The sequence below is a fragment of the Rhodococcus sp. BP-160 genome (assembly GCF_019836205.1).
Taxonomy (GTDB): domain Bacteria; phylum Actinomycetota; class Actinomycetes; order Mycobacteriales; family Mycobacteriaceae; genus Rhodococcoides.
Window position 1 is genome coordinate 1 of sequence record NZ_JABUEK010000005.1, and the last position, 25,378, is coordinate 25,378.

The following is a 25,378-nucleotide window of genomic DNA, read 5'->3' on the forward strand; positions in this document are numbered from 1 at the left end:
AAGTCGAACGGTTCAACCGCACCCTGAACCAGGAATGGGCCTACGCCCACACCTACCTCTCCGACGAAGCCCGCGCAGCGACCTACCAGGACTGGGTCCATCACTACAATCACCACCGACCCCACACCGGCATCGACGGCAAGTCACCCATCGAGCGACTCACCGTCCACAACCTCCCCGCGAAGAACAACTAGCCCTCGACGACCGATCGCAGGTGCAGAGTGAGCCGTTCCACGAACCGACCGATCGCCCCGCGATCGGCACCCGCAGCGAACTGCAGCTGCGCGAAAAGTGCAGCGTCGTGGTCCGATTCGCTCTCGTGAACACTCAGCGTCAGGTCGGCCCACGGTCGACCGACGGGTACCGGCAGGAGTGCCGCGCCGACGTCGCCGAGATCTGCGACGTGGTGGTGCACGACCAGGAACTGCGGACGATGCATCTCGGGCACGCCGGCGCCCTCGACGACGTCGACATAGGAAGGACCGGAACGGCTCAGCGCCGCGACGGTCTCCGCCTGCACCCGACGAGCCACCGTCGCCAGATCGGATCCTGTTCGCGTGCGGATCGGCACGACGTCGGCGAACGCACCCACCATGGCGTGCGTGCTCTCGTCGTCGCGGCCGGCGACCATCGCGGCGATCGCCAGGTCCTCACCCGCACCGAGGTCGGTGAGAGCGAGCGCGAAGGCAGCGTGCAGAACCGACACGAGACCCGCACCCTCGATGCTGCGCAGTGCTCGCACCACGTCGACATCGATGTCGATCGCGACGGCGTCGGACCCCGACTCCCCCAGCGCGATCGGAAGACTCACCCGACTCGGCACACCGTCCAGGGTCTCGCGCCATGACGCGATCGCCGAGTCGTCGGCGTCCCGTCGGGCGACGGCCCAGCGCGCGACGTCGCCGTACCGCAGCGGTAGCGGCGTGAACTCCGGCGCCTCGGCACCGGAGCGCGCCTGCGCAGCGTGCATCAGATCGGTGAGCAACGGGACGACCGACCACTCGTCGACGGCCCAGTAGTGCATGACCAGGAGAACTATTCTTTCCCTGGAATCGTTCTGTAAGAGCATGATTCGCAGACCCGGTCGCTGCGTGAGATCCAGGGGTTCCTGTGCGATCTCGTAGGCGCGGCGGCGAATGTCGTCTGCCCCGACGTCGACGGTCTCGAGCGCCACCGGGTCGCCGAGGGCGGACCCCTCGCCCGGCACCAGAACCGAGTGCAGCGGTTCGTGCCGCTCTGCGACATCGCGGACCGCGGCGGCGAGCACCGCCGCGTCCACGTCGGGCAGCTCGAGAACCAGTGCGTGGTCGGCCTGCACCACGTGCCCGTTCTGCAGCCTGGTCTCCTGCATCGGACTCAGCGGCACGACATCCGGCCTGTCCGCGTGCGCGGTCAGGTGCGGTCCCTCGTGTCCACCGCGATCGGCGAGTCGCTCCGCCAAGGCGCGGACGGTCGACGCCTCGAACACGTCGCGCACCGAGATGTCGACGTCGAGTTCGGCGCGGACGGCCGACACCCACTGCATCGCGGCCATCGAATGACCGCCGAGAGCGAAGAAGTCGTCGTCCGTCCCCAGCTCGTCCAGGCCCAGAACTGCTGCGGCACTACGCACCAGCGCACGCTCGACGTCCGTGGTGGGAGCACGACCGCCGACCACCGACGACCACTCCGGCTGCGGCAACGCCGCTCGGTCCAACTTGCCGTTGGGTGTCAACGGCAACGTCCCGTCGACCACCACGACGAGAGTGGGCACCATGTAGTCCGGCAGCACCGTCGCCGCGTGCGTCCGCACCGCGTCGCCCATGAGATCGTCACGCCCGGTGACGTATCCGACGAGGCGACTCACCCCGGACGACTCGTGCACGACGACGGCGGTCTGATCGACACCGTCGAACGACGCCATCGCGGCCATGATCTCGCCCGGCTCGATCCGGAACCCCCGCACCTTGATCTGATCGTCGACGCGGCCGAGAAAGTCGAGATTGCCGTCGGCACGCCAGCGTGCCCGGTCGCCGGTGCGGTACATCCTGCCGCCGGGAGCGGCGACATCGGGCACGAAGCGGTGGGCACTGAGCCCAGGCTGCCCGAGGTACCCGCGCGCCAGCCCGCGGCCGGCGATGTACAGCTCCCCCGACACCCCGACCGGGACGGGCCGCAGCCGATCGTCGAGCACGTACGCGCGCTCGTTGGGATCGGGTACGCCGATGGGCACGGAGGACGTCCAGCCCGGACGGGCCTGCCACAGAGTGTTGTTGACCGTCGCCTCGGTCAGTCCGTACGCCGCGAGCAAGTTCAGATGCTCGGACCAGGCGGAGATCACCGCGGGCGGCACCGTCTCGGTACCGACGAGCACGGTGCACCCCTCGGGCAGTGCGCATCCCGGCGGGAGCGCCGCCATGAGCGACGGCGGGATGATCGCGTGGGTCACCCCGTGCTCGGCGCAGAAGTCGGTGAGCTCGGGACCCGCCACACGCGCATCGTCGGGCACGATCACCAGTCGCGATCCCGTGCACAGGGCCATGGCGAGTTCGAAGACCGCGACGTCGAAGCCGACCGACGCGAACTGCAGGACCACCGATCCGGTGGTGAGTCGCATGCGGTCCTCCGCCGTGGCCACGAGTGACGAGATGCCCTCGTGCGGCACCACGACACCCTTGGGGCGGCCGGTCGAACCGGACGTGTAGATGACGTACGCCGCGAGTTCGAGCGAAGCCGGTCGCGCGAGCTCGGCACCGGTCGACGGCGGGATGTCCTCCACGAGGACGTGTTCGGCCGCGGACGGCACCTGCGCGGTGGCCGCGGCCGACGTCAGGGCGAGGGTCGCACCCGCATCGGTGACCATGTACTCGAGCCGGTCCGCAGGATGCTTCAGGTCGAGCGGGAGATACGCCGCGCCCACCGCGAGGACCCCCATGGTCGCCGCGATGGTCCACACCGACCGCGGCACCGCGACCGCGACCACGGCCTCGGGGCCGACACCGCGCCGCTGCAACTCCGCGGCGATGTCGAGGACGTGCTCGTGCAGATCCGCGTACGTCCACGTCGTGGTCTCGTCGACCACAGCGATCGCGTCCGGAGTGGTCTCGACCCACCGCAGGTACGACTCGAACAGCGACTCGTCGGGCACCGCACGGGCGGTGTCGTTGAAGCGCCGGAGGACGTCGTCGCGCTCGTAGGGCAGGAAGATGTCGACGTCGTCGACCACCGCCGTGGCGTCGGTCGCCAGTGCGTCGAGCACCGCGAGCTGACGTGCTGTGACGGCCTCGGCGGTCGACGCGTCGAACAGATCCTCGGCGTACTCGAGCTCGAGCACCAGGCGGTCGGAGGTGAGATCCTCGGTGTAGTTGAACACCAGGTCGAACTTCGCCGGCGTCATCAGCGCCGCGTCACCGTCGCCGAGCGGACCGGTGTGATGGCTGATCATGACCTGGAACAGCGGGTTCCGCGACATGCTGCGCTCGGGAGCGACCCGCGCCACCACTGCGTCGAACGGCACATCCGCGTGCGCGAAGGCCTCGAGGTCGACGCTGCGCGCCTCCTCCACCGCCCGCTGCAGCGTGGAGCGGCCGTCGACCGCGGTGCGCAGAACCAGCGTGTTGACGAAGAACCCGACGAGCTGGTCGAGCCCCTCCTCACCGCGCCCGGCCACCGGGGCGCCGAGCACGATGTCGTCGGACCCGGTGATCCGGTGCAGCAGCACCGCAGACGCCGCGTGCAGGGTCATGAAGACACTCGCGTCGAGACTCCGCGCGAGTGTCCGCAGGGCGCGCACGGTCTCGGGATCGACGGTGCGACGCACCACCGATCCGCGATGACTCGGCCGCGGCGGACGCGGTCGGTCGGTCGCGAGTTCGATCTCGTCGGGAGCGCCGGCCAGGGCGGACTGCCAGTAGGCGAGCTGACGCCCCGCGAGCGACTCCGGATCTGCGGCGTCGCCGAGCAGGTCGGCCTGCCACAGCGTGTAGTCCGCGTACTGCACGGGCAGCGGAGGACGGGCATCCGTGTCACCGGACAGTCGCGCGGCGTAGGCCGCCATCAGGTCGGCCAGCAGTGGCCGGTCCGACCACTCGTCGGTCGTGATGTGGTGCAGGACGAGCACGACGACGCACGAGGTGTCCTCGTTCCGGATCAGCGCCGCACGGATCGGGATCCCCCGGCGCAGATCGAACGGCCGCGCCGTCATCTCGGCGACCACGGCGGCGGCATCGCCTTCGTGAACCGAGTACTCCGGTGACGCGTCCGTCAGAACGTGCTGCGCCAGAACGCCGTCCGCATCGCCGAAGACGGTGCGGAGCGACTCGTGCCGTTCGACGACGTCGGCGAGGGCGAGCCGGAACGCATCCTCGTCCAGCTGCTCGGGGAGCGGCAGCACGATCGGGAAGTTGTAGGCGGCCGAGTCCGGATCCAGCTGATGCAGAAGCCAGAGCCGTTGCTGCGCAGCCGACATGGGCACGACATCCGGCCGGTCGTACCGACGCAGAGCCGGCCGAGCGTCGTCGCCTCGCGATCCGACGAGTGCGGCGAGACCCGCCACGGTCGGCGCGGCGAACAGATCGCGCACACTCAGCTCGGTGCCGAGCGCGGTCCGTGCACGGCCGATGACGCGAGTGGCCAGCAGTGAATGCCCACCGAGATCGAAGAAGTCGTCGTGAATCCCGGTGCCGCGGCGGTCGAGCACGTCGTCGAACACGCTGCACAGCAGCCGTTCGACCTCGGTGCGCGGCGGCACCGCGTCGACGGCGCTCTCGTCCGGCGCCGGCAGTGCGGCGACGTCGAGCTTGCCGTTGACGGTCATCGGGAAGGACGAGACGAGCACGACGGTGGGCACCATGTAGTCCGGCAGGACCACGGCGCAGGCCGCCCGCACCGATTCGGCATCCGCGTCGGTGTCGACGTAGGCGATCAACCGAGCCAGCCCGCCCGGCCCCGTCGAGGTGACGACCGCGGCGCGGCGGACGCCGGCCACCGACGACACGACCGAGGCGACCTCACCGAGTTCCACCCGGTGACCGCGGATCTTGACCTGATCGTCGGTGCGGCCGAGGTAGTCGATCAGTCCCGTTCCGACGCGGCGACGCACGAGGTCACCCGTGCGGTACATGCGCTCCCCCGTCCCGAAGGGGTCGGCGACGAAGCGGTCCGCCGTGAGGCCGAACCGTCCCGCGTAGCCACGGGCGAGTCCGGCTCCGGCGATGTACAACTCGCCGGCCACGCCGTCCGGTACGGGCCGCAGCCAGCCGTCCAGCACGTGCGCCTCGGTGGCGCGGATCGGCAACCCGACCGTCGGCGTCTCGCTCTCGTCGGTACCCGCGCCGAGGGTGTTGATCGTGTACTCGGTGGGGCCGTACAGGTTGTAGCCGAGCACGCCGTCGGTGGATCGCAGCGCGGACCACACGTCGTCGCCGACGGCTTCACCGCCCAGCAGGACGAGCGCCGGCCGATGCCCGTCGAGCAGACCTGTCTCGAGGAGGAGAGATGCGTACGTGGGGGTCACATTGATGACGTCGATGCGCTCCTCGCCGATGTAGCGGACCAGGGCATCGGCGTCACGGCGCAGCACCTCGTCGGCGACGTGCACCTCGTGACCCTCGACGAGCCACAGGAGTTCTTCCCACGACATGTCGAACGCGAACGACACCGTGTGCGCGATCCGCAGTGCCCGACCGTGTGCCGCATCCACCACAGGGTCGAAGATGGCGGACCGGTGGTTCAGCTGCATGTTGGTCAGTCCGCGGTACGGCGTGACGACGCCCTTGGGCGTCCCGGTCGACCCGGACGTGTAGATGACGTAGGCCGGGTGATCGAGCCGGTGCGGCGTTCCGGGCGCGAACGCCCCCAGTTCGGCTGCGGTGACCGGTGACTCGTCGTCGAGCGGCTCGAGCACGACGATGCCGTCGCGTCCGCTCAGTCGGCGACCGACCGCCTCAGTGGTCACGGTGCACAGCGGACGAGCGTCGTCGAGCAGAGCACGGATGCGGGCATCGGGGTGATCGAGTTCGAGGGGCAGATAGGCCGCGCCGGTGCGCAACACGGCGAACAGCGCGACCACCATGTCGAGACCGCGAGGCAACGCGAGAGCCACCACGGTCTCCGGTCCCGCACCGCGGCCCAGCAGGACGCGCGCCAGACCTTCCACCCGGCCGGCCAACCCGGCGTAGGTGAGGTGCTCGGACCCGGCGACGAGTGCGATCGCGTCGGGATCCTTCTGCGCTGTGCGGAGCAGCATCTCGGTCACGGTGAGATCGGGAACCTCGTCGACCTGTCGGTCGAGGCGTGGCAGCGCCGGCAGAACCGAACGCGACCCCTCGGTCGCGAATCCGGCCACCAGGCGGGTGAACTCGTCCGCGATCAGGTCGACGCGCTCGACGTCGATCGCCTCCGGCCGGTACTCGACCGTCACGGCGATCCGAGCGCCCGGCGTGACGACGACGGTGAGCGGATAGTTCGTGTGGTCGATGCTGTCGGTGCCCGCGACACCGTGCGCCGAGTTCAGGGACGCCGCCGAGTCCTCGGAGACGAAGTTCTGCACCACGCAGAGCGTGTCGAACAGAGTGCGGTGCGGCGACACCTCGATGATCTCGGCGAGACCGAGGTGATCGAACTCCATCGCCTCCACGCGGTCGCCCTGGACACGGCGGACCAGGGCGTCGACGTTCTCGCGGGGATCGAGCACGGTACGGACGGGCACCGTCGACAGGAACATCCCTGGTGCGGTGTCGAGTCCCTCGACCTCGGGCGGTCGGCCCGCGACCGTGATGCCGAAGACCACGTCGGTGCGGCCGGTGGCCGACGAGATCGCCAGTGCCAGAGCGGCGGTGACCACGGCGTTGAGCGTGACACCGCGCTGACGGGTGGCGGCGACGAGCGCGGCCGTCGTCGACGCATCGAGCTCGTCGCGTCGGCGCAACGGGATACCGACCGGCGGCGCGGCGCGGTGCGCCACCAGCGTCGGCTCGTCGAGACCGGCCATCGCCGTCGCCCACGCGGTGCGGGCCGCGACGCGGTCGCGTTCCGCGAGCCACGTCAGGTACCGCTCGAACGCGGTGTCCGCCGGCGCGGGCAGCCCCGGATTCTCGTAGCGGGCGAGCAACTCTCCCACCACCACACCGTTGGACCAGCCGTCCCAGACGAGGAACTGCCGGTTGATCACCAGGCGATCGCGCCCACCGTCGAGATGCAGCACGAGCACCCGCCACAGCGGTGGTGTCGACAGGTCGAACGGGGTGTCGCGGTCCTCCTGCATCCACCGCTCGGCCTCGTCGTCGTCTCCGGCGTGTGCCTCGCGGACGGGCACCTCGCACGACGACGACACGACCTGCACCGGCACACCGGCGGCCGTCTGCGTGAACCCTGCGCGCAGCTGTGGGTGGCGGCGCTGCAGCCCGGCGAGGGCACTACGCAGCCGATCGAGATCGAGGCGGTGATCGAAGTTCAGCGCGAACTGCGCCGTGTAGATGTCGCGCTCGCCCGCGGACAGGCTCTCGAATACCAGTCCCTCCTGCAGAGGAGTCAACGGCCACACGGTCTCGACGGATCCCTGTGCGGTCAGCGCCGTCAGCTCGTCGGGAGTGAGGTCGACGAGAGGGACGTCCGACGGCGTGAGGATCGGCGGCCCGTCGTGTGTGCGGGCGGCCTCCGCGAGATCTCCGAGCGCCGTGCGGAACTCGTCGGTGAGCGAGGTGACCGCCTCGGACGACAGGTGCGCGGACGACCAGGCGAACTGGGCCGAGAGAGTCGGCTGTGCACCGTCCGTCACGTGCGCGTTGATCACCAGACGGTAGGGACCGCCCATGTCGGCATCGGGATCGGTACGCACGGTCTCCGGAGCCCTGTCGAACGGGGCCGACCCGGCGGCCGGCACCCGGCCCAGGTAGTTCAGCAGGATCTGCGACTGCTCACCGCGCGCGAGAAGGGCTGCGGTGCGGGCATTCCCGTAGCGCAGGAGCCCGTATCCGAGGCCACCGTCGGGCGCCGCACGCAGGGCCTCCTTCGTCTCCGCGAGCACCGTGACGGGATCGGTTCCCGGCCGCAGCCGGACCGGAGCGATGGACGTGAACCACCCCGTGGTGCGCGAGAGATCCGCCGCGTCCGACCGACCGTGGCGCTCGAGGTCGACCAGTACGTCGCGGTCGACAGACCACCGGGTGAGGGCGAGCCGGAGCGCTGCGGCGACGACGTCGGTCACGTCGCCGCGCACGAGAGAGGGCACACTGCCGAGCACCTCGGCGGTGACCTCGGACGACACGTCGACGGTGCGGACGTCGCCCTGACCGACCACGGCGTGGTCGGTGTCTCTCGGTGTGAGCGGGAAGACCGAAGGTCGGCCGGTGACAAGCGGGGAGACCGGAGGTCGGCCGGTGACAAGCGGGGAGACCGGAGGTCGGCCGGTGATGAGCGCGCCGCCCGGCGCGGTGACGGCGATCCAGTGGTCCAGTTCCGCGAGACGAGCGGGGCTGTGGGCACTCTCGTCGAGCAGGCGCCCGTACTCCCGCAGTGAGGTCCGCACGCGGTCCAACGTCGGGGTCTGGCCGCTGTCGTGCGCGATCCACGCCAGTGCGAGGTCCTCGACGAGGATGCCCCACGAGACCCCGTCGACGACGAGGTGATGCGCGACGAGCAGCAGCCGGCCGGGCTCGGAGCCACGGTCGAACCACACGACCTCGAGCACGGCGCCGGCCTCGGGAGCCAGACGGTCGGTGGCGGCATCGGATTCGCGCGCGACGAGGTCGGCGAACGCAGACTCGTCGAGATCGACCGCGTGGACGCGGTGCACGGTGACCGAGGCGTCGGGGCGCACCGCGGTGCTCCAGACACCGCGGAGGTGACGGGTCAGGACGAGGCGCAGGCTGTCGTGATGCTGCACCAGCGCATCGACGGTGCGCTGCGGCGTGGTCTCCTCGACCGGAGCCGGAACCACCAGCAGCAGTGACTGGTTGAACCGATCGGTGCTACCGGACCACTCGGACAGCCGGTGCACCACGGGGAGCGGGCGCACCTCCCCGACACCGGACTCCGCAACCGTGGCGGCCTGCGGAGACTCGACCCGTGCGACCTCCGCGAGCGCACGCGGAGTGCGCTTCTCGAAGACGTCGCGGGCGCTGATCTCGAGACCGCTGCCCCGCGCCAGGTTCACGAGCCGGATTGCCAGGATGCTGTCGCCGCCGCGGGCGAAGAAGTCGTCGTCCTCACCGACCGCCGCTCCACCGAGAACGGTGTGGAAGTGGGTGCACAGCAGCGCGACCGGACCCGACCCCGTCTCCGTGGTGGTGGGAGTGTCCGCGCGAACGGCGGCCAGCAGCGCTGCCCGGTCGAGCTTGCCGCTGGGGCCGGTCGGCAGATCAGCCACCACAGACAGCGTCGTCGGCACCATGTGCTCGGGCAGACGGTCGGCCAGGTACGACCGCAGTGCGGCCTCGTCCACCGACCCCACCGCGAAGGCGGCGATCTGCGCGGTCCCGCGGTCGGTGCGCACCACCGTGGCGGCCCGGTCGACGGACGGATGCGAGCGCAGCGCCGCGTCGATCTCACCGAGCTCGATACGGAAGCCCCGCACTTTGACCTGGGTGTCGGCGCGACCGAGGTAGTCCAGCGCCCCGTCGCGCCACCGCACGATGTCGCCGGTGCGGTAGAGCCTCTCCCCGTCCGGCCCGGCGACGAACCTGGTGGAGGTGAGACCGGGGCGGCGAAGATACCCGCGCGCCAGCTGCGGACCCGCCAGGTACAGCTCGCCCGGCACGTCCGGTCCCACCGGCGACAGCCACCCGTCGAGTACGCGGAACCCGACGGCGGGCAGCGCAGATCCGATGGGCACCGCGTCGCCGGGGTGGTTCTGCACGCCCTGCGCGGCGGTGACGTCGACGGCCGCCTCGGTCGGGCCGTAGAGGTTGTCCAGGCGCACGTGTGGAAGCAGCTCGCCGACGCGGCGCGCGGACTCTGCGGACAGTGCCTCACCGCTGCAGACGATCACGCGCAGCGACGTGCACGTCGCGACGTCCGGATCGGTGAGGAACGCGTCGAGCATCGAGGGGACGAAGTGCACCCAGGTGATCTGCTGCGCGCGGATCACCTCGACGAGACGGGCGGTGTCGCGGTGCGCATCCGGGTCCGCGAGCACGAGCGTCGCTCCGGACACCAGCGGTCCGAAGAACTCGCTGACCGAGACGTCGAAACTGGAGGGCGTCTTCTGCAGCAGTCGGGTGCCCACGGCGAGCGGAGTGTGATCGCGCATCCACTCGAGGCGGGGCACGATGGCGCTGTGCGGCACCACCACTCCCTTGGGACGGCCGGTCGATCCCGAGGTGTAGATGACGTACGCGGCGTCGGCTGGGGCGGGCCCGGGTGCTGCCGTCGGCTCGGCCTCGAACGGTGCGAGATCGCCGTCGATCACCGCGGCGGGATGCGCGTCCTCGATCATGAAGGCCAGACGCTCGGCCGGGTACCCCGGATCGAGCGGCAGGTACGCCGCGCCCGACCGGACGACCGCGAGCAGTGCGACCACCAGATCGATCGAGCGCGGAAGTGCCACCGCCACCACCGATCCCGGACCGGCGCCACGCTCGCGAAGACCGGCGGCGACCCGCTCGGCGCGCAAGTGCAGCTCGGCGTAGGTGAGGGACTCCTCGCCGTGGACGAGGGCGACGCCGTTCGGGGTGGTCCGGCGCTGCACCTCGAGAAGATCCACCAGGGTGGTCGAACTGTCGGACGAGGGCGCGTCGACGACCGCCGGACGGTCCGTCGGCATCACGGCGGACACCAGGGTGTCGGCCGGTGCGGTCGCAACGGCGACGACGGTGTCCAGCATCGACTGCGCCGTCGCTGCCGAGACCAGCGCCGCGTCGTACTTCAGCTCCAGCGTCAACCGATCACCCGGAATCACCATGAGCGTCAACGGGTACGGCGAGTTCTCCTCGACCCGAATATCCTTCAACGCGATGGTGCCGGACGGATCGGCGATGGCGGTGTCGCCCAACGGGTAGTTCTCCACCACGACCAGCGAGTCGAACAACGAGTCCACGCCCGCGACACGACGCAGCGTCGGCACGCCGACATGGTGGTGATCGAGCAGATCGGCCTGCTCCTGCTGCCAGCGCTGTACCGCGGAGGCGACGGTGTCGTCCGCTCGCAGTCTCCATCGTGCCGGGATGGTGTCGATGAAGAGCCCCACCATGGACTCGATACCGGCGACCGGTGCCGACCGTCCGGACACCGTCGACCCGAACACGACGTCGCGTCGACCGGTGGCGCGTGCGAGCGCGAGACCCCAGGCTCCGTGCAGCAGGGAACCCTGCGTCACCGCGGCATCGCGCGCACGTCCCGACACCACGGCGGTGACGTCGGAGGAGAGGTCGACCCGCACGGATGCGGTACCGCTGCCGGCGGCGCCGAACGCCGGGACGGGTACCGACTCGCGGACACCCTCGAGTGCGGCGCGCCAGACCCGCGCCGACGCGTCGATGTCGCGCTCGGCGAGGTGGCGGACCCACGCCGCGGGTGCCGTGACCGCCGGAAGAACCGGAGTGTCCCCGTAGTGAGCGAGCATCTCGCGCAGCATGATCGGGATCGACCACCCGTCCGCGACGATGTGGTGGATCGACTGCACGAGAGACGAGCGGGTCTCGTCGTGGCGGACGAGGGTGTAGCGCACCAGCGGCGCGGAGCCCAGATCCATGCCGGCGCCGGCGTGATCGGCCAGCACCACGTCGACGATGCCGTCGGACACGGTGAACGGGACATCGACGGTGCGGTGCACCACCTGGACCACGCGCCCGTCGGCGAGGGGCCGGAAACTGGTGCGCAGCGATGCGTGTCGAGCCACCACGTGCTCGAGCGCGGTGCGGAGCACGGCACTGTCGACCGGGCCACTGATCTCGACCACCTGCCCCACGACGTACGGGTCCACACGACGACCGGCCTCCGGCCTACCCGCGTCCCCGAAGGTGCTGTGGAAGTAGATGCCGTCCTGCACCGCGGTGAGGGGCAGGACGTCCTCGACGTCGTCCGGGAGCGCCGCGACGTCGTCCGCGCCGAGAGCGGCGAGCGGGAAGTCGGCGGGGGTTCGGCGAGCGCTCGACGCAGATCCGGCGACGCGGTCGAGTGCGGCGGTCCACGCATCCACGATGCTGTCGTCCACCACACCGGGCACCCAGCGCAGGGTCGAGACGAGCTGTCCCCCGGTCTCGATCACGTCGATCGTCAGCGCGTGCGCCGCAGGCTGATCGGGGTCGGAGCCGCCGGTGACGGACACCCCCACGTCGGTACTGCGGCCGAGGTAGTTGAACAGGACGCTCGGCGCCGCGGCCTCCGCCAGGGCGGGCTCGCGGCGCAGGTACCGCAACGCGCCGTACCCGACGCCCGACGCGGGTGCCGAGCGCAGCGAGTCCCGGATCTCCAGCTGGACATCGGCATCCGGGTCCGGACCGGTCGGCAGTGCAACGGGACGGACGGTCGTGAACCACCCGACGGTGCGCGTCAGATCGACCCCAGCAGCCTCGACCCCCGCGGCCTCGACGACCTCGACGTCCCGGCCGTGTCCCTCCACGTCCACGACGACCGACGGCGCCGAGTACCCGTCCCACGACGCGAGGGTGCGGGCGAGCGCCGCGAGGAGCACCTCGGTGGGCCCGGTGCGGTAGGCGGTGGCGACGTCGATCAGCAGAGCCGCCGTGACGTCGGCGGGGGTGGTGACCGTGTGCGTCGCCGACAGTCGATCGGCCGCGGTGAGTGTGCGAGCACCGACGGAGTCGCTCGAGGTCGTCAGAACCTCACGCCACCAGGGTAGTTCGTGATCGAAGTGGCCGGCGTCCGCAGCATCGGCGACCAGGCTCGCCCAGCGGCGGATCGACGTGGTGACCGGTGGCAGCGTGGGCGTGCGGCCCTCGCTCAGTGCGCCCAGTGCCGTCAGTAGATCCCCGAGCAGGATGCGCCACGACACCCCGTCGACGACGAGATGGTGCACCGACAGAATCAGCGTGTCGGCCTCGAGAGACACGGCCACCATGCCGCCCGGCCGCGTCGGATCGAGGCGGGCCACGGTGTCCGCGACGGAGCCCGTGCCGAACTCGGGGGACACGGTGTCGACCGGCACGGTCAGACCCTCGCTCCACACAGCACGCAGCGCCGGGTGATGGGCGACGACGAGCTCGACGGCCGCACGCACGAGTACAGGGTCGATGCCCGGAGGCAGTTCCACGGAGGCGGTCTGGTGGAACGCGGTGCCGACGCCGCCGTGCTCGAGTGTCCGCGCGACGATGGGCGTGGCCACCACCTCGCCGACGGGATCGTCGTCGACGGTCACCAGCTCCGCCGGAGCCGCGCCGGCGATCGCCTCGGCGGTACGCAGGGTGAAGACGTCGCGCGGGCCGATCGCCAGGCCTCGTTCGCGGGCCTGCGCGACCACCGTGATCGCCACGATGCTGTCGCCGCCCAGGGCGAAGAAGTCGTCCGTGACGCCCACACTCTCCACACCGAGCGCCGACGCCATCACCTCGCACAGCACGCGCTCCCGCTCGGTCCGCGGGGCCACGGCGTCGCCGCGCACCTGCTCCGGATCGGGCAGAGCCCGCCGATCGACCTTGCCGTTCGCGGTGGTGGGGAAGGCATCGAGCACCACGTAGGTGGACGGCACCATGTACTCGGGGAGGACGCGTGCACAGTGCGAGCGCAGCACCTCGGGTGTCAGCGCGGCGCCGTCCGGCACGACCCAGGCGGCGAGAAACGCCGCGCCCGCACCGGTTCGGCGCACGTCGACGGCGGCGCGTCGCACACCGGGGCACGAGCCGAGCGCAGCCTCCACCTCCTCGAGCTCGAGGCGCATGCCGCGGATCTTGACCTGGTTGTCCACCCGGCCGAGGAAGTCGAGGGTGCCGTCCTCCGCCCAGCGGGCGCGGTCGCCGGTGCGGTACAGCCGGGCGCCGGCGGGGCCGAACGGATCGGCCACGAAACGCGACGCGGTCATGTCCGGTGCGCCCACGTAGCCACGACCGAGGAGGAACCCGCCCGCGTAGAGCTCTCCCCCGACGCCGACCGGCACCGGGCGCAGCAACGAATCGAGCACGTAGAGGCGCGTGTTCGGGTTGGGGCGGCCGATCGACGTGGCGATGCGAGGAGCGTCGCCCGTGTAGATCACATGGGACACACCGATGGTGGCCTCCGCGGGCCCGTACCCGTGATACAGCGTGGTGCCGAGTCGAGAGCGGAAGCGCGCGAACAGCTCCGGAGTGAGCACCTCACCGCCGCACCACACGTGCCGCAGGCCGGACAACGATCCGTCCGTGTCGAGGGCCAGCAGCGCGTCGAGCATGGAGGACACCAGGTAGACGAAGGTGACGTGGCGACGCGAGATGACATCCAGGAGGTACAGACCGTCCCGCTCGCCCCCCGGTTCGGCGATCACGAGGGTGCCACCCGACAGCAACGGGAGCAGAATCTCGTTCACCGAGATGTCGAAGGACAACGGCGCCTTGAACAACGACGCGTCGCCCGGTCCGAAACCGAGCACCCGATCGCGTTGCCACACCATGCGGGCACAGATGGCCTCGTGGCGGATCATGGCGCCCTTGGGCGTCCCGGTACTGCCGGAGGTGAAGATGACGTAGGCGAGCTGCGAGCCGTGCACCACGACGTCCGGTGCGGACGCCGGCCCGTCGCCGAACTGCCAGTCGTCGAGATCGACCGTCCACCGGCCCTTCTCGTGGCCCGCACCCGTGAGAACGACGCGGGTGTCCGCATCCTGCTGCACCCGCTCGCGGCGATCCGCCGGCCAGTCCGGATCGAGCGGGACGAACGCGCCGCCCGCCACCATCGCGGCCAGCACTCCCACGACCATCTCGATCGAGCGCGGCATCGACACGGCCACGACACCCTCGCGGGGCAGGCCCGCGTCGAGAAGTGCATGAGCGAGCTGGTGCACCCGCTGCGAGAGCTCGGTGAACGTGAGCGTCCGCTCGCCCAGTACCACGGCCACCGCATCGGGGGTGGCGGCGACCTGCGCCGCGAACAGAGCGGGCACCGACGTCGACACGGACGGTTCCGCGGTGTCGTTGAAGGTGTGCAGTAGGCGATCGAGATCGGGCTCCGACATCGTCGACAGGGAGGACAACGTCCGATCCGGCTGCGCGAGAACCTGATCGAGCACCCACTCGAAGCGGTCCCGGTGGCCGATCAGCGCGTCGTGCGCACCGGGGCGCGAGCGCAGGTCGAAGACCAGCGGCTCGTCGTCCCGGCCGCCGGTGACGGTGACGTCGAGATCGCGCACCGGTCCGGTCTCGAGGCTGTGCATGTGCGCCGGCGAACCGCCGATGTCGATGCCGTGCTCCACCATGAGGACGTTGATGCCCGGCCCGTGCACCATGCGGTCGCCGGAGTCCCGCAGCTCCCGAGCGATGTCCTCCCCGCGGAAGCGCCCGTGCCGGACCGCACCGATCGATGCCCGCTGCAGTTCCCGCGCGACGTCGGCCACCGTCATCGACGGCGAGAGTCGCAGTCGCACGGGAAGGATGGTCGACGCCATGAACGGTGTCGTCCGCGCACGACGGCCCACGCGGGCGGTCGACGGTAAAGAGACGACGAGATCGTGACGGCCGGTGACCGCGGACAGGTACGCGATCCACACCGCCGGCGCGAGGCGGGTGCGTCGGACGTCCTCCGTCTCGGCGACGTCGTACAGCGAGGCGAGGCGGTCGATCGGCACCGAGACCCGCTCGGTGACCGCAGCCCCCGTGTCGGGCACGTCGGGCAGCAGCACCGGCGGCTCGGGGGCGTCGGCCATCTGGTCGAGCCAGTAGTCGCGGTCGCGACGGAAACCCTCGGACGCGCGGTACTCCGCATCGGCCACCACCAGCGGCTCGAGAGCCCACGCACCTCCGTTCGAACGACCGGCCTCCGGCCCTCCCGCGGGTGCGATTCCCCGCTCGGGATCCGCATAGCGCGCGCGGACCTCGTTGAAGATGATCGACATGCCGAAGCCGTCGACGATGCCGTGGTGATAGCGCTGGTGCCAGAGCACGTGCTCGTCCCCCAGGCGGAGGAGCGCCGTCGCGAACAGATCGCGAGCGCCGCTGGTGTCCGCCGACGCGATGTCGGCCGCGATCCAGGCCTTCGCCTCCGCCATCGGGTCGGCAGCCGTGCGTAGGTCGACGACCCCGACCGACCACTCGTCGTCACTGCGGTACTGCACGGGCTCGGGACCGGAGAAGTCGAATCGCACGTGCAGCGCGTCCGCGTCGGCGATGACCGACCGGATGACGTCACACGCGCGGTCGAGGTCGAGCGGGCCGGTGATCTCGACGAGCAGCGAGATGACGAAGTCGGTGCGGTCACCCAGCAGGTGCTGCGCGGTCCAGACCTCTGTCTGGGCAGCGGTCAACGGCAGCACAGCGGTGGTGACGACAGATCCCCGAGACATGAACGTAGGCTAACCTAACGCTCGACCGGCGTTACTCGCGGAGGAACGTGAGAATCGCCTGATTGACCTCGTCGGGCTTCTCCAGGTATCCGTAGTGCCCCGCGTCGGCGATCTCGACGTAGCGGCCGCCCGGAACCAGGTCGGCCACCTCGCGCGAGAGGTAGGCGGGAATCATCCGGTCGTCGGCGAAGCCCATCGCCAGGCACGGCACCGTGATGTCGCGGTAGGCGGACCGGCGGTCGAACGACTCGTCCAGAGAGAGCTGGGCACGCTGGCCCGGGGTCAGCGGCTGCACGGAGAACTCGAACAGGTCGAGCCAGTCCCGTGCCTTCGCGGGGTCGGCGAGCGACGCGGGAGAGAGGTTCAGGGCCGCCGTCACTGCGGCCGCGTACTTCGGCGGCAGCGTCGCCGAGCTGTCAGCCAGCTCGCGCTCGCCGGCGCCGAGCACCTTCTGGAACTCGTCGAGCCGGGCGTGACCGGCCGCGAAGATCGCTCGCGACACCAGGTCGGGCCTGGTCAAGGCCAGTTCCTGCGCCACGCGCGCACCCATCGACGTGCCCACGACGGCTGCCTTCTCGTCGGGGCCGGACCGCAGGTACTCGATGAGCGCCGCGGTGTCCGCGACCAGATCGTCCATCGTCATGCCGCCCGCGCACTCGTCGGTCGGGGCGATGCCGCGGTTGTCGAAGGTGCACACCCGGAATCCCGCGGCCGTGAGCGCCGGCACCTGATGCAGCTGCCACACCCGGCCGGGGCTGCCCGTCCCCATGACCATCACGACGAGCGGACCCTTGCCCGTCACGGTGTAGTTGAGGCGGATGCCGTTGATGGTGCCGATGGGCATGGCGGATGTCCTTCTTCCGATACGACAGCTGTTCGGGGCAGACGCTACCGGTCACGGTGCGCGTCCGGTTTTGCCGGGAACGAGCGCGAACTCGTAGAGTTCAGGTACGCGAGTGCGCCCCACCGGGCTGCACCACCACATCGTTCGACCCCAGGAGACCCGCATGGCCACCGAGCCCGCCGAGACCGACATCGCCGACGAAGAGATCGAGACCCTGTCCGACGAGACCGCCCGCATGGCACGTCGCGTCGTCGCCGCCTACGCAACAGACGCCGACGAGTGCCGCATGCTGCTGTCCATGCTGGGGATCAACCCGCCCGTCCGCGCCTGAGCGCCGCTCGCTCCCGCACTCCGATTGGCGTTCGGCGAGTGGGGTAAGCACGTGCTGACACCGTCGCGGCAGGCTGCCGGCCTCACCGCGCGCCCCGACGTCGAGACAGAGGATCAGCAGTGACCGCATCAGGTTCGGACTTCGTCGTCGTCGCCAACAGGTTGCCGGTCGACCTCGACACGGCGCCCGACGGTTCCCGAGTCTGGAAGCGCAGCCCCGGTGGTCTCGTCACCGCGCTCGAGCCGATCCTGCGGAGCAACAACGGCGCCTGGGTCGGATGGGCCGGTGTCCCCGACGTCGACGTCGACCCGTTCGAGGACGACGGCCTCGAGCTGGTCCCGGTCCCGCTCTCGCAGCAGGAGGTAGCCGACTACTACGAGGGCTTCTCCAATGCCACCCTGTGGCCGCTCTACCACGACGTCATCGTCCGGCCCGTCTACGACCGGAGCTGGTGGGACGCCTACGTCGAGGTGAACCGACGCTTCGCCGAGGCCACGTCCAAGGCGGCCGCCGAGAACGCCACCGTGTGGATCCAGGACTACCAACTCCAGCTGGTTCCGAAGATGCTGCGCATGCTGCGCCCCGATCTGACGATCGGCTTCTTCCTGCACATCCCGTTCCCGCCCGTCGAGCTGTTCATGCAGATGCCGTGGCGCACCGAGATCGTCGAGGGCCTGCTGGGCGCCGATCTCATCGGCTTCCATCTGCCCGGTGGCGCGCAGAACTTCCTCTACCTCGCACGGCGTCTCGCCGGCCAGCCGACCTCGCGCGGCAACATCGGAGTCCGCTCCAAACTCGGTGTGGTGCAGGTGGGTTTCCGGTCCGTGCGCGTGGGCGCCTTCCCCATCTCCATCGACTCGGGCGATCTCGACGAGAAGTCGCGGCGCAAGCCGGTGCGCGATCGTGCACGAGAGATGCGCGAAGAGCTGGGCAATCCGAAGACGATCATGCTGGGCGTCGACCGCCTCGACTACACCAAGGGCATCGACGTCCGTCTCGAGGCGTTCCTGGAACTGCTGACCGAGGGCCGGGTGGATCCCGAGGACGTCGTGATGATCCAGCTGGCCACACCGAGCCGCGAACGCGTCGAGAGCTACAAGCAGATGCGCGGCGAGATCGAGGGCATGGTCGGGCGCATCAACGGCGAGTTCAGCCGCGTCGGGCATCCGGTGGTGCACTACCTGCACCGCCCCATTCCGCGCGAGGAGCTCATCGCCTACTACGTGGCCGCCGACGTCATGCTGGTGACGCCCATTCGCGACGGCATGAACCTCGTCGCCAAGGAGTACGTGGCGTGCCGCAGCGACCTGGGTGGTTCCCTCGTGCTCAGCGAGTTCACCGGCGCCGCAGCCGAACTACGCCAGGCGTACCAGTGCAACCCACACGACCTGAACAGCGTCAAGGACGCGATGATGGCCGCGATAGAGCAGACGCCGGAATCGGGCCGACGCCACATCCGGGCGATGCGGCGGCAGGTGCTCGCGCACGACGTCGATCGCTGGGCGCGGTCGTTCCTCGCCGCGCTGGGACGCACCGGCGACGAAGAGCCCAACCAGATGATCTCCAACCGGGACATCGGTCAGGCGACGATGTGATGCGCGAAGACCGGTGACCGTGGTCGAAGCGCAAGTGGTGCAGTGCCATCGGCTGCGCCGTGATCTCCTGATCGTCCGCCTCGTCGGCGAGCTGGTTCCGTTCGCCGCGGGGCAGTCCGTCGCCGTGACGGTGCCCACCTCGCCGCACCTGCCTCGTCGGTACTCCCCCGCCCTACCCCCGTCGCGAGACGGCAAGTACGAGTTCCACATTCGCGAGGTACCGGCAGGCTGGGTCAGTCGCAGCATCGTCCGCGAGACCCGGGAGGGCGACGTCTGGACTCTCGACGACCCGGCGGGCGACCTGCGTGTCGACGACACCGACGACGACGTCGTGATGGTCGCGGGCGGAACAGGTCTCGCACCGATGCGCGCACTGCTGCTGGGCCTGGCACGTCGGCCACGACCTCCGCGGGTGCGGCTCTACGTGGGAGGCAGGCACCCCCGCGATCTCTATGCCGCCGACATGCTGTCCCTGATGGCGCGATCAGCGCCATGGCTCACGGTGATCCCGGTGGTGGACGAGCCCGTGGACCCGCCGTACCGCGACGAGTTCTTCGATGCCGCCGAGGCCGTGCGGCTGCAGACGGCACCCGACTCCGGCTTCGCACCTCACGAGTACCTCGTCGGCCGCGTCGGCGAGGTGGTGGCGCGGCGCGGGCCGTACCTGTCGCAGCGCGTGCTGGTGTGCGGATCACCGGCGATGTCGAGCTTCACGACGCGTGCCCTGGTGACGACGGGAACCCCGGCGGAGAACATCCGCACGGGGTGAGGGTCAGGTCTGCTTCGGGTTGCGCGGCGTCCACACGACGAGCGCGTTACTGCGTTGCACCGGAACGAGATCGCGTCGGTACCCGGCGTGAACCTTGGCCAGCTCGGTCGCCATCTCGGTGACGCGGGCCTGCAGCGCCTCCACCTGATTGGTGAGTTCGATGATGCGCTTGATACCCGCCAGATTGACGCCCTCGTCCTGCGAGAGACGCTGCACCTCGCGGAGCAGCGCGACGTCGCGCGGAGAGTACCGTCGCCCACCGCCGGTGGTGCGGAACGGTGTCACCAGTCCGAGACGGTCGTAGGTGCGCAGTGTCTGGGCGTGCATGCCGGCGAGCTCGGCGGCGACGGAGATGACGAAGATCCGGGCATCCGGGTCCGCGCCTGCGTCGCGCGCATCCTGCGGATCGCTGGGCGTCCGAGTCATCTCATCTCTCCTCTCGCATCAGAACCGTCAGGCTCCGGGCCACCCGGAGCGGGGATCGAAACCACTCGCCTTCTCCGCCGCAGCGTAGGCCTCGAGGGCATCGCGTGCCGCGTCGTCCAATTCGGACGGCACGGCCACCTTCACCGTGACCAACAGGTCACCGATCTTCGACTTCTTGGGAATGCCGCGACCCTTCACCCGGAAGGTGCGGCCGTCGACCGTTCCCGCCGGAACCTTCAGACCGACTCGGCCGTCGAGCGTCGGCACCGACAGCGTCGTGCCGAGCACCAGTTCGCTGTACGCGACGGGAACCGTGAGGGTGAGATCGTCACCCGTGCGGCCGAACACGGCGTCGCTCTTCACGTGCACCGTCACCAGCAGATCGCCGGCGGCAGCGCCGCGCAGACCGGCCTCGCCTCGGCCGGCCACTCGGACACGTTGCCCGTCACTGACACCGGCCGGAACCCGCACCGTCACCGACCGGGTGCGGTTCTGCACGCCGGTGCCGCGGCAGTCGGTGCACGGATCGTCGATGATCGACCCGGTGCCCCGGCAGTCGTCGCACGGCTCGCTGAAACCGAACGCGCCCTGGTTGCGGCTGACCACACCGGCACCGTTGCACCGCGGGCAGACCCGCGGGCTCGTGCCGGGCTTCGCGCCGCTCCCGTGGCAGGTGGTGCAGGACGACGGGCTCGTGATGGACAGCGGGACAGACGTTCCCACCGCCGCGTCACGGAAGTCGAGTGTCACCTCGGCAGCGAGATCACTCCCACGCCGGGGACGTGACGACGCGGCCTGGGTACGACCACCGGCCGCGCCACGGTTGAACAACCCGCCGAACAGATCACCGAGATCGGCTCCGCCACCGGCACCTCCGAAGAGGTCACCGACGTCGAACCCGCCGGCCGTACCCCCGCCGCCGAAGTTGGTTCCGCCGCCCGGCGAGAATCCGCCACGTCCGAAACCACCACTGGCGAAGAGTGATCGGGCCTCGTCGTACTCCTTGCGCTTCGCGGGGTCGGAGAGCACCGCATTGGCCTCGCTGACCGCCTTGAAGCGCTCCTCCGCCTTCGCGTCCCCCGGATTGGAGTCCGGATGGTTGTCGCGCGCGAGCTTGCGGTACGCCTTCTTGATCTCGTCCTGCGACGCGGAGGAGGAGACGCCCAGCTCCTTGTAGAAGTCCTTCTCTATCCACTCCCGTTGGCTCACCGGTCGCCTCCTCCTCTCACATCACATCTTCGTTGTGGTCGAACTATGCCTGGTCGGATGCCGCGTCGGCGCCCGAACCGTCGACGACGGCGACCATGGCGGTGCGCAGAACTCGATCACGCACCTTGTACCCCTTGCGGAACACGCTGCCGACGACAGGATCGTTGCCGTCGCCCTCGTGCTGCACGGCCTCGTGCAGCGCAGGGTCGAACGCGTCGCCCTCGTCACCGAAGGCGACGAGACCCTGTGCGGTGATGACGGATTCGAGCTTGTCCGCCACCGACTTCAGCGGCCCCGTCTCGAGGTCACCGTGCTTGCGCGCCCGATCGAGATCGTCGAGCACACCCAGCAACTCGGCCAACACCGACGCCTTGGCGTTGTCGATGTCCACCTGCTTGTCCCGAGCGACGCGTCGCCGGTAGTTGGCGAACTCGGCGCTGAGGCGCTGCAGGTCGGCCGTCCGCTCGGACAGCTCGTCCCTCTCGGGTGCAGTCTCGGAATCCACGGAACCCTCGGACATCTCTGCCTCGAGAACCTCTGCTTCGTCCTCCACGTCACCGGGCTGGGGCGCCGTGGCGGAGCCCGCGAGGGACTCCTCCACGGCGGGGTCGACGTCGGGTGCGTCTACCTTCCCGGTGTCCTCAGCACTCACTTCTTGTCCGTGTCGACCGGCTCGTCCACGACCTCGGCGTCGACGACATCGTCGCTACCGTCGGTCGGGGCTGCGCCGTCGGCACCTGCTCCGTCGGCTGCTGCCGACTCGTACAGTGCCTGACCCAGAGCCTGCGACTCCGTGCTCAGCTTCTCCACCGCTGCCTTGATGGCGGCGATGTCGGTGCCGTTCAAGGCAGTGCGAGCCTCCGCGATGGCCGACTCGACCTTTTCCTTGGTCTCCGCAGGAACCTTGTCCTCGTTGTCCTTGACGAACTTCTCCGTCTGGTAGACGAGCGACTCGGCCTGGTTGCGGGTCTCGGCCTCCTCGCGACGGGTCTTGTCCTCCTCGGCGTGAGCCTCGGCGTCCTTGACCATGCGCTCGATCTCCTCCTTGGAGAGGCCGGAGCCCTCCTGGATCTTGATCGTGTTCTCCTTGCCTGTGCCTTTGTCCTTCGCCGTCACGTGCACGATGCCGTTGGCGTCGATGTCGAACGTGACCTCGATCTGGGGCACACCGCGCGGTGCGGGCGGCAGCTCCGTCAGCTCGAACGAGCCGAGAAGCTTGTTGTGCGATGCGATCTCGCGCTCACCCTGGAAGACCTGGATCTGCACCGACGGCTGATTGTCGTCCGCCGTGGTGAAGGTCTCGGACCGCTTGGTGGGGATGGTGGTGTTGCGCTCGATGAGCTTGGTCATCACGCCACCCTTGGTCTCGATGCCGAGGGACAGCGGCGTGACGTCGAGGAGCAGAACGTCCTTGACCTCACCCTTGAGCACACCGGCCTGCAGTGCGGCGCCGACGGCCACGACCTCGTCCGGGTTGACGCCCTTGTTGGGCTCGCGTCCACCGGAGAGCTCCTTGACCAGCTCGGACACGGCCGGCATACGGGTGGAGCCACCGACGAGCACGACGTGGTCGATGTCCTTGACCGCGATGCCCGAGTCCTTGACCACGGCCTGGAACGGCGCGCGGGTGCGGTCGAGCAGGTCGGCGGTGATCTTCTGGAACTCGGAGCGGCTGAGCTGCTCGTCGAGGAAGAGCGGGTTCTTGTCCGAGTCCACCGTGATGTACGGCAGGTTGATGGACGTGCTCTGGCTCGAGGACAGCTCGATCTTCGCCTTCTCCGCAGCCTCACGCAGGCGCTGGAGAGCCATCTTGTCCTTGGTCAGATCGATGCCGTTCTGAGCCTTGAACTTGTCGACGAGCCAGGTGACGATGCGCTCGTCCCAGTCGTCGCCACCGAGGTGGTTGTCGCCGGACGTGGCGCGGACCTCGACGACACCGTCGCCGATCTCGAGCAGGGACACGTCGAACGTGCCGCCACCGAGGTCGAACACGAGAATGGTCTGTTCCTTCTCGCCCTTGTCCAGGCCGTACGCCAGAGCGGCGGCGGTGGGCTCGTTGACGATGCGCAGGACGTTGAGGCCGGCGATCTGGCCGGCTTCCTTCGTGGCCTGACGCTGTGCGTCCTCGAAGTACGCGGGCACCGTGATGACCGCGTCGGTGATCTCTTCGCCCAGGTACGCCTCGGCGTCACGCTTGAGCTTCATGAGCGTGCGCGCGCTGATCTCCTGCGACGTGTAATTCTTGTCGTCGATGCCGACGGTCCAGTCAGTGCCGATGTGGCGCTTGACGGAGCGAATGGTCCGGTCGACGTTCGTGACGGCCTGGTTCTTCGCGGACTGGCCGACGAGAACCTCTCCGTTCTTGGCGAACGCGACGATGGACGGGGTGGTGCGTGCACCCTCGGAGTTGGCCACCACGACCGGTTCGCCGCCCTCCAGGACGGACACGACCGAGTTGGTGGTCCCGAGGTCGATTCCGACCGCACGAGCCATGTGAAGACCTCCTGATAGATGCTGCTGTGATCGTTTGAGCGTCTGTCTGAGCGAACTGCGCTCAAGTCTGCCTGTCGGATTCTAGCTCCGTCAAGTCGTACTTGAGTGACCCACGCTCAATGGCAGTCGTACGGCTCAACGGAGGGGTGTGCGAGTTTGTTCCCGAGGCGCTCGCATGTGCTCCAGCGTCCACAAGTCGACCGGATCGACGGGATCCCGTCGATGACAGCGAGTTGTGGACACTCAGGCACGGCCGGCGCACGTGGGTGCACCCGATCGTGCGCTTTTCTACCGATCGGCAGATTCCGGCGCGATTGTGTGGCGAAACGTGCACCCGAGCGTGCACGAGCGTCCAGAAGTCGACCGGATCGACGGGATCCCGTCGATGACAGCGAGTTGTGGATACTAAGGCACGGCCGGCACGTGCATCCAGGCGTACGTGGGCGCCCGGCGGTTAGGGTCCACGGCATGTCCCTGACGGCCCGAGGTCTCACCCGCACGTTCGGACGCCACACAGCGGTCGCCCACGCCGACGTCACTCTGACCCCTGGCAGGGTGACCGGGCTGGTCGGACCCAACGGCGCCGGCAAGACGACGCTGCTGCTCATGCTCGCCGGCCTCTTGGCTCCCGACTCCGGGACCATCGAGCTGGACGGGTCGCCGGTCGAGTCGGTCGCACTTCGGCGGGCCGTGGGGTGGATGCCGGATGTGTTCGGCACCTGGGACAGCCTGACCGCGTCGGAGATCCTGTCGACGTTCGGGCGACTGCACGGACTGTCGTCGCAGGACGCCCGGGCCCGCGCCGCGGAACTGCTGCAGCAGGTCCATCTCGACGACCGCGCCGACCGACCTGCCCACGAGTTGTCCCGCGGTCAGAAGCAGAGGCTCGGCTTCGCACGCGCACTGGTGCACAGACCCCGACTACTTCTGCTCGACGAGCCGGCGTCCGGCATGGATCCGCGCTCGCGGGTCGAACTGCGTGACGAGATCCGACGCCTCGCCGACAACGGATGCGCCGTGCTGGTGTCGAGCCACATCCTCACCGAGTTGGCGGAGATGGTCGACGACGTGATCGTCATGACCGACGGCCGCACGCGGGACTCCGCGCCGTCGGTCGAGCGTTCGTGGCGTGTGCGGGAAGCCGGTCGTCCCGCGTCGTCGGCGACGATCCTGCACTTCCCCGACGAACAGGCTGCCGCGCAACACCTCCGCGGCCTGGTGGAGTCCGGCGCGCAGATCGTCGAGTTCGCTCGGGTGGACTCGCAGCTCGAGGACACCTACCTCGCACTCGACGCGGACAGGACCTGAC

Annotated in this window: 11 protein-coding genes; 5 read left to right on the top strand and 6 right to left on the bottom strand. The window is 69.6% G+C overall.

What is annotated here, in order from left to right; translation table 11 throughout:
• Positions 1 to 194 (top strand): integrase core domain-containing protein (locus tag HQ306_RS18125; protein ID WP_222633006.1); only part of this gene is annotated, 194 nt, incomplete at its 5' end.
• Here HQ306_RS18125 and HQ306_RS18130 read toward each other — a convergent pair.
• Together HQ306_RS18130 and HQ306_RS18135 are read right to left on the bottom strand one after the other, a co-directional pair.
• A complete protein-coding gene (locus tag HQ306_RS18130; protein ID WP_222633007.1) occupies positions 191 to 16,402 on the bottom strand; it encodes a non-ribosomal peptide synthetase in 16,212 nt (5,403 codons plus the stop codon). The two genes, HQ306_RS18125 and HQ306_RS18130, sit on opposite strands and share 4 nt — an antisense overlap.
• A gap of 31 nt (positions 16,403 to 16,433) precedes the next feature.
• Positions 16,434 to 17,246 carry an alpha/beta fold hydrolase gene (locus tag HQ306_RS18135; RefSeq protein WP_027506922.1) on the bottom strand — a complete coding sequence of 271 codons (813 nt, stop codon included), beginning with the start codon at positions 17,244 to 17,246 and terminating at the stop codon, positions 16,434 to 16,436.
• A gap of 163 nt (positions 17,247 to 17,409) precedes the next feature.
• On the opposite strand from HQ306_RS18135, the gene HQ306_RS18140 reads away from it, so the two are divergent.
• The 3 genes from HQ306_RS18140 (at position 17,410) to HQ306_RS18150 (ending at position 19,941) form a co-directional block, all read left to right on the top strand.
• A complete protein-coding gene (locus HQ306_RS18140; RefSeq protein ID WP_200933864.1) occupies positions 17,410 to 17,577 on the top strand; it encodes a hypothetical protein in 168 nt (55 codons plus the stop codon).
• A 119-nt stretch (positions 17,578 to 17,696) separates the two neighbouring features.
• Entirely contained in the window at positions 17,697 to 19,172 is a 1,476-nt protein-coding gene (locus tag HQ306_RS18145) for a trehalose-6-phosphate synthase (protein WP_027506923.1), read from the top strand.
• 13 nt (positions 19,173 to 19,185) lie between these two features.
• On the top strand, positions 19,186 to 19,941 hold the full coding sequence (locus HQ306_RS18150) for an FAD-binding oxidoreductase (RefSeq protein WP_222633008.1): 756 nt from the start codon (positions 19,186 to 19,188) through the stop codon (positions 19,939 to 19,941).
• 3 nt (positions 19,942 to 19,944) lie between these two features.
• Here the strand turns inward: HQ306_RS18150 and HQ306_RS18155 are convergent, their stop codons facing one another.
• The 4 genes from HQ306_RS18155 to dnaK are packed head-to-tail and all read right to left on the bottom strand — an operon-like array spanning position 19,945 to position 24,069.
• Positions 19,945 to 20,367, bottom strand: a complete 423-nt coding sequence (locus HQ306_RS18155) for a heat shock protein transcriptional repressor HspR (RefSeq protein WP_027506925.1) — start codon at positions 20,365 to 20,367, stop codon at positions 19,945 to 19,947.
• Between the two features lie 27 nt (positions 20,368 to 20,394).
• Positions 20,395 to 21,576 (bottom strand): molecular chaperone DnaJ, encoded by a 1,182-nt coding sequence (dnaJ, locus tag HQ306_RS18160; protein ID WP_027506926.1) that lies wholly within the window; start codon positions 21,574 to 21,576, stop codon positions 20,395 to 20,397.
• Positions 21,577 to 21,619: 43 nt separating this feature from the next.
• Positions 21,620 to 22,228 (bottom strand): nucleotide exchange factor GrpE, encoded by a 609-nt coding sequence (grpE, locus tag HQ306_RS18165; RefSeq protein ID WP_222633009.1) that lies wholly within the window; start codon positions 22,226 to 22,228, stop codon positions 21,620 to 21,622.
• The gene (gene dnaK / locus HQ306_RS18170; protein WP_222633010.1) at positions 22,225 to 24,069 is read right to left on the bottom strand and encodes a molecular chaperone DnaK; all 1,845 of its coding nucleotides are present in this window, start codon (positions 24,067 to 24,069) and stop codon (positions 22,225 to 22,227) included. The genes grpE and dnaK overlap by 4 nt, the downstream gene beginning before the upstream one ends.
• A 468-nt stretch (positions 24,070 to 24,537) precedes the next feature.
• Here dnaK and HQ306_RS18175 point away from each other — a divergent pair, with 468 nt between their 5' ends.
• On the top strand, positions 24,538 to 25,377 hold the full coding sequence (locus tag HQ306_RS18175) for an ABC transporter ATP-binding protein (protein ID WP_222633011.1): 840 nt from the start codon (positions 24,538 to 24,540) through the stop codon (positions 25,375 to 25,377).
• Position 25,378 lies beyond the last annotated feature (1 nt).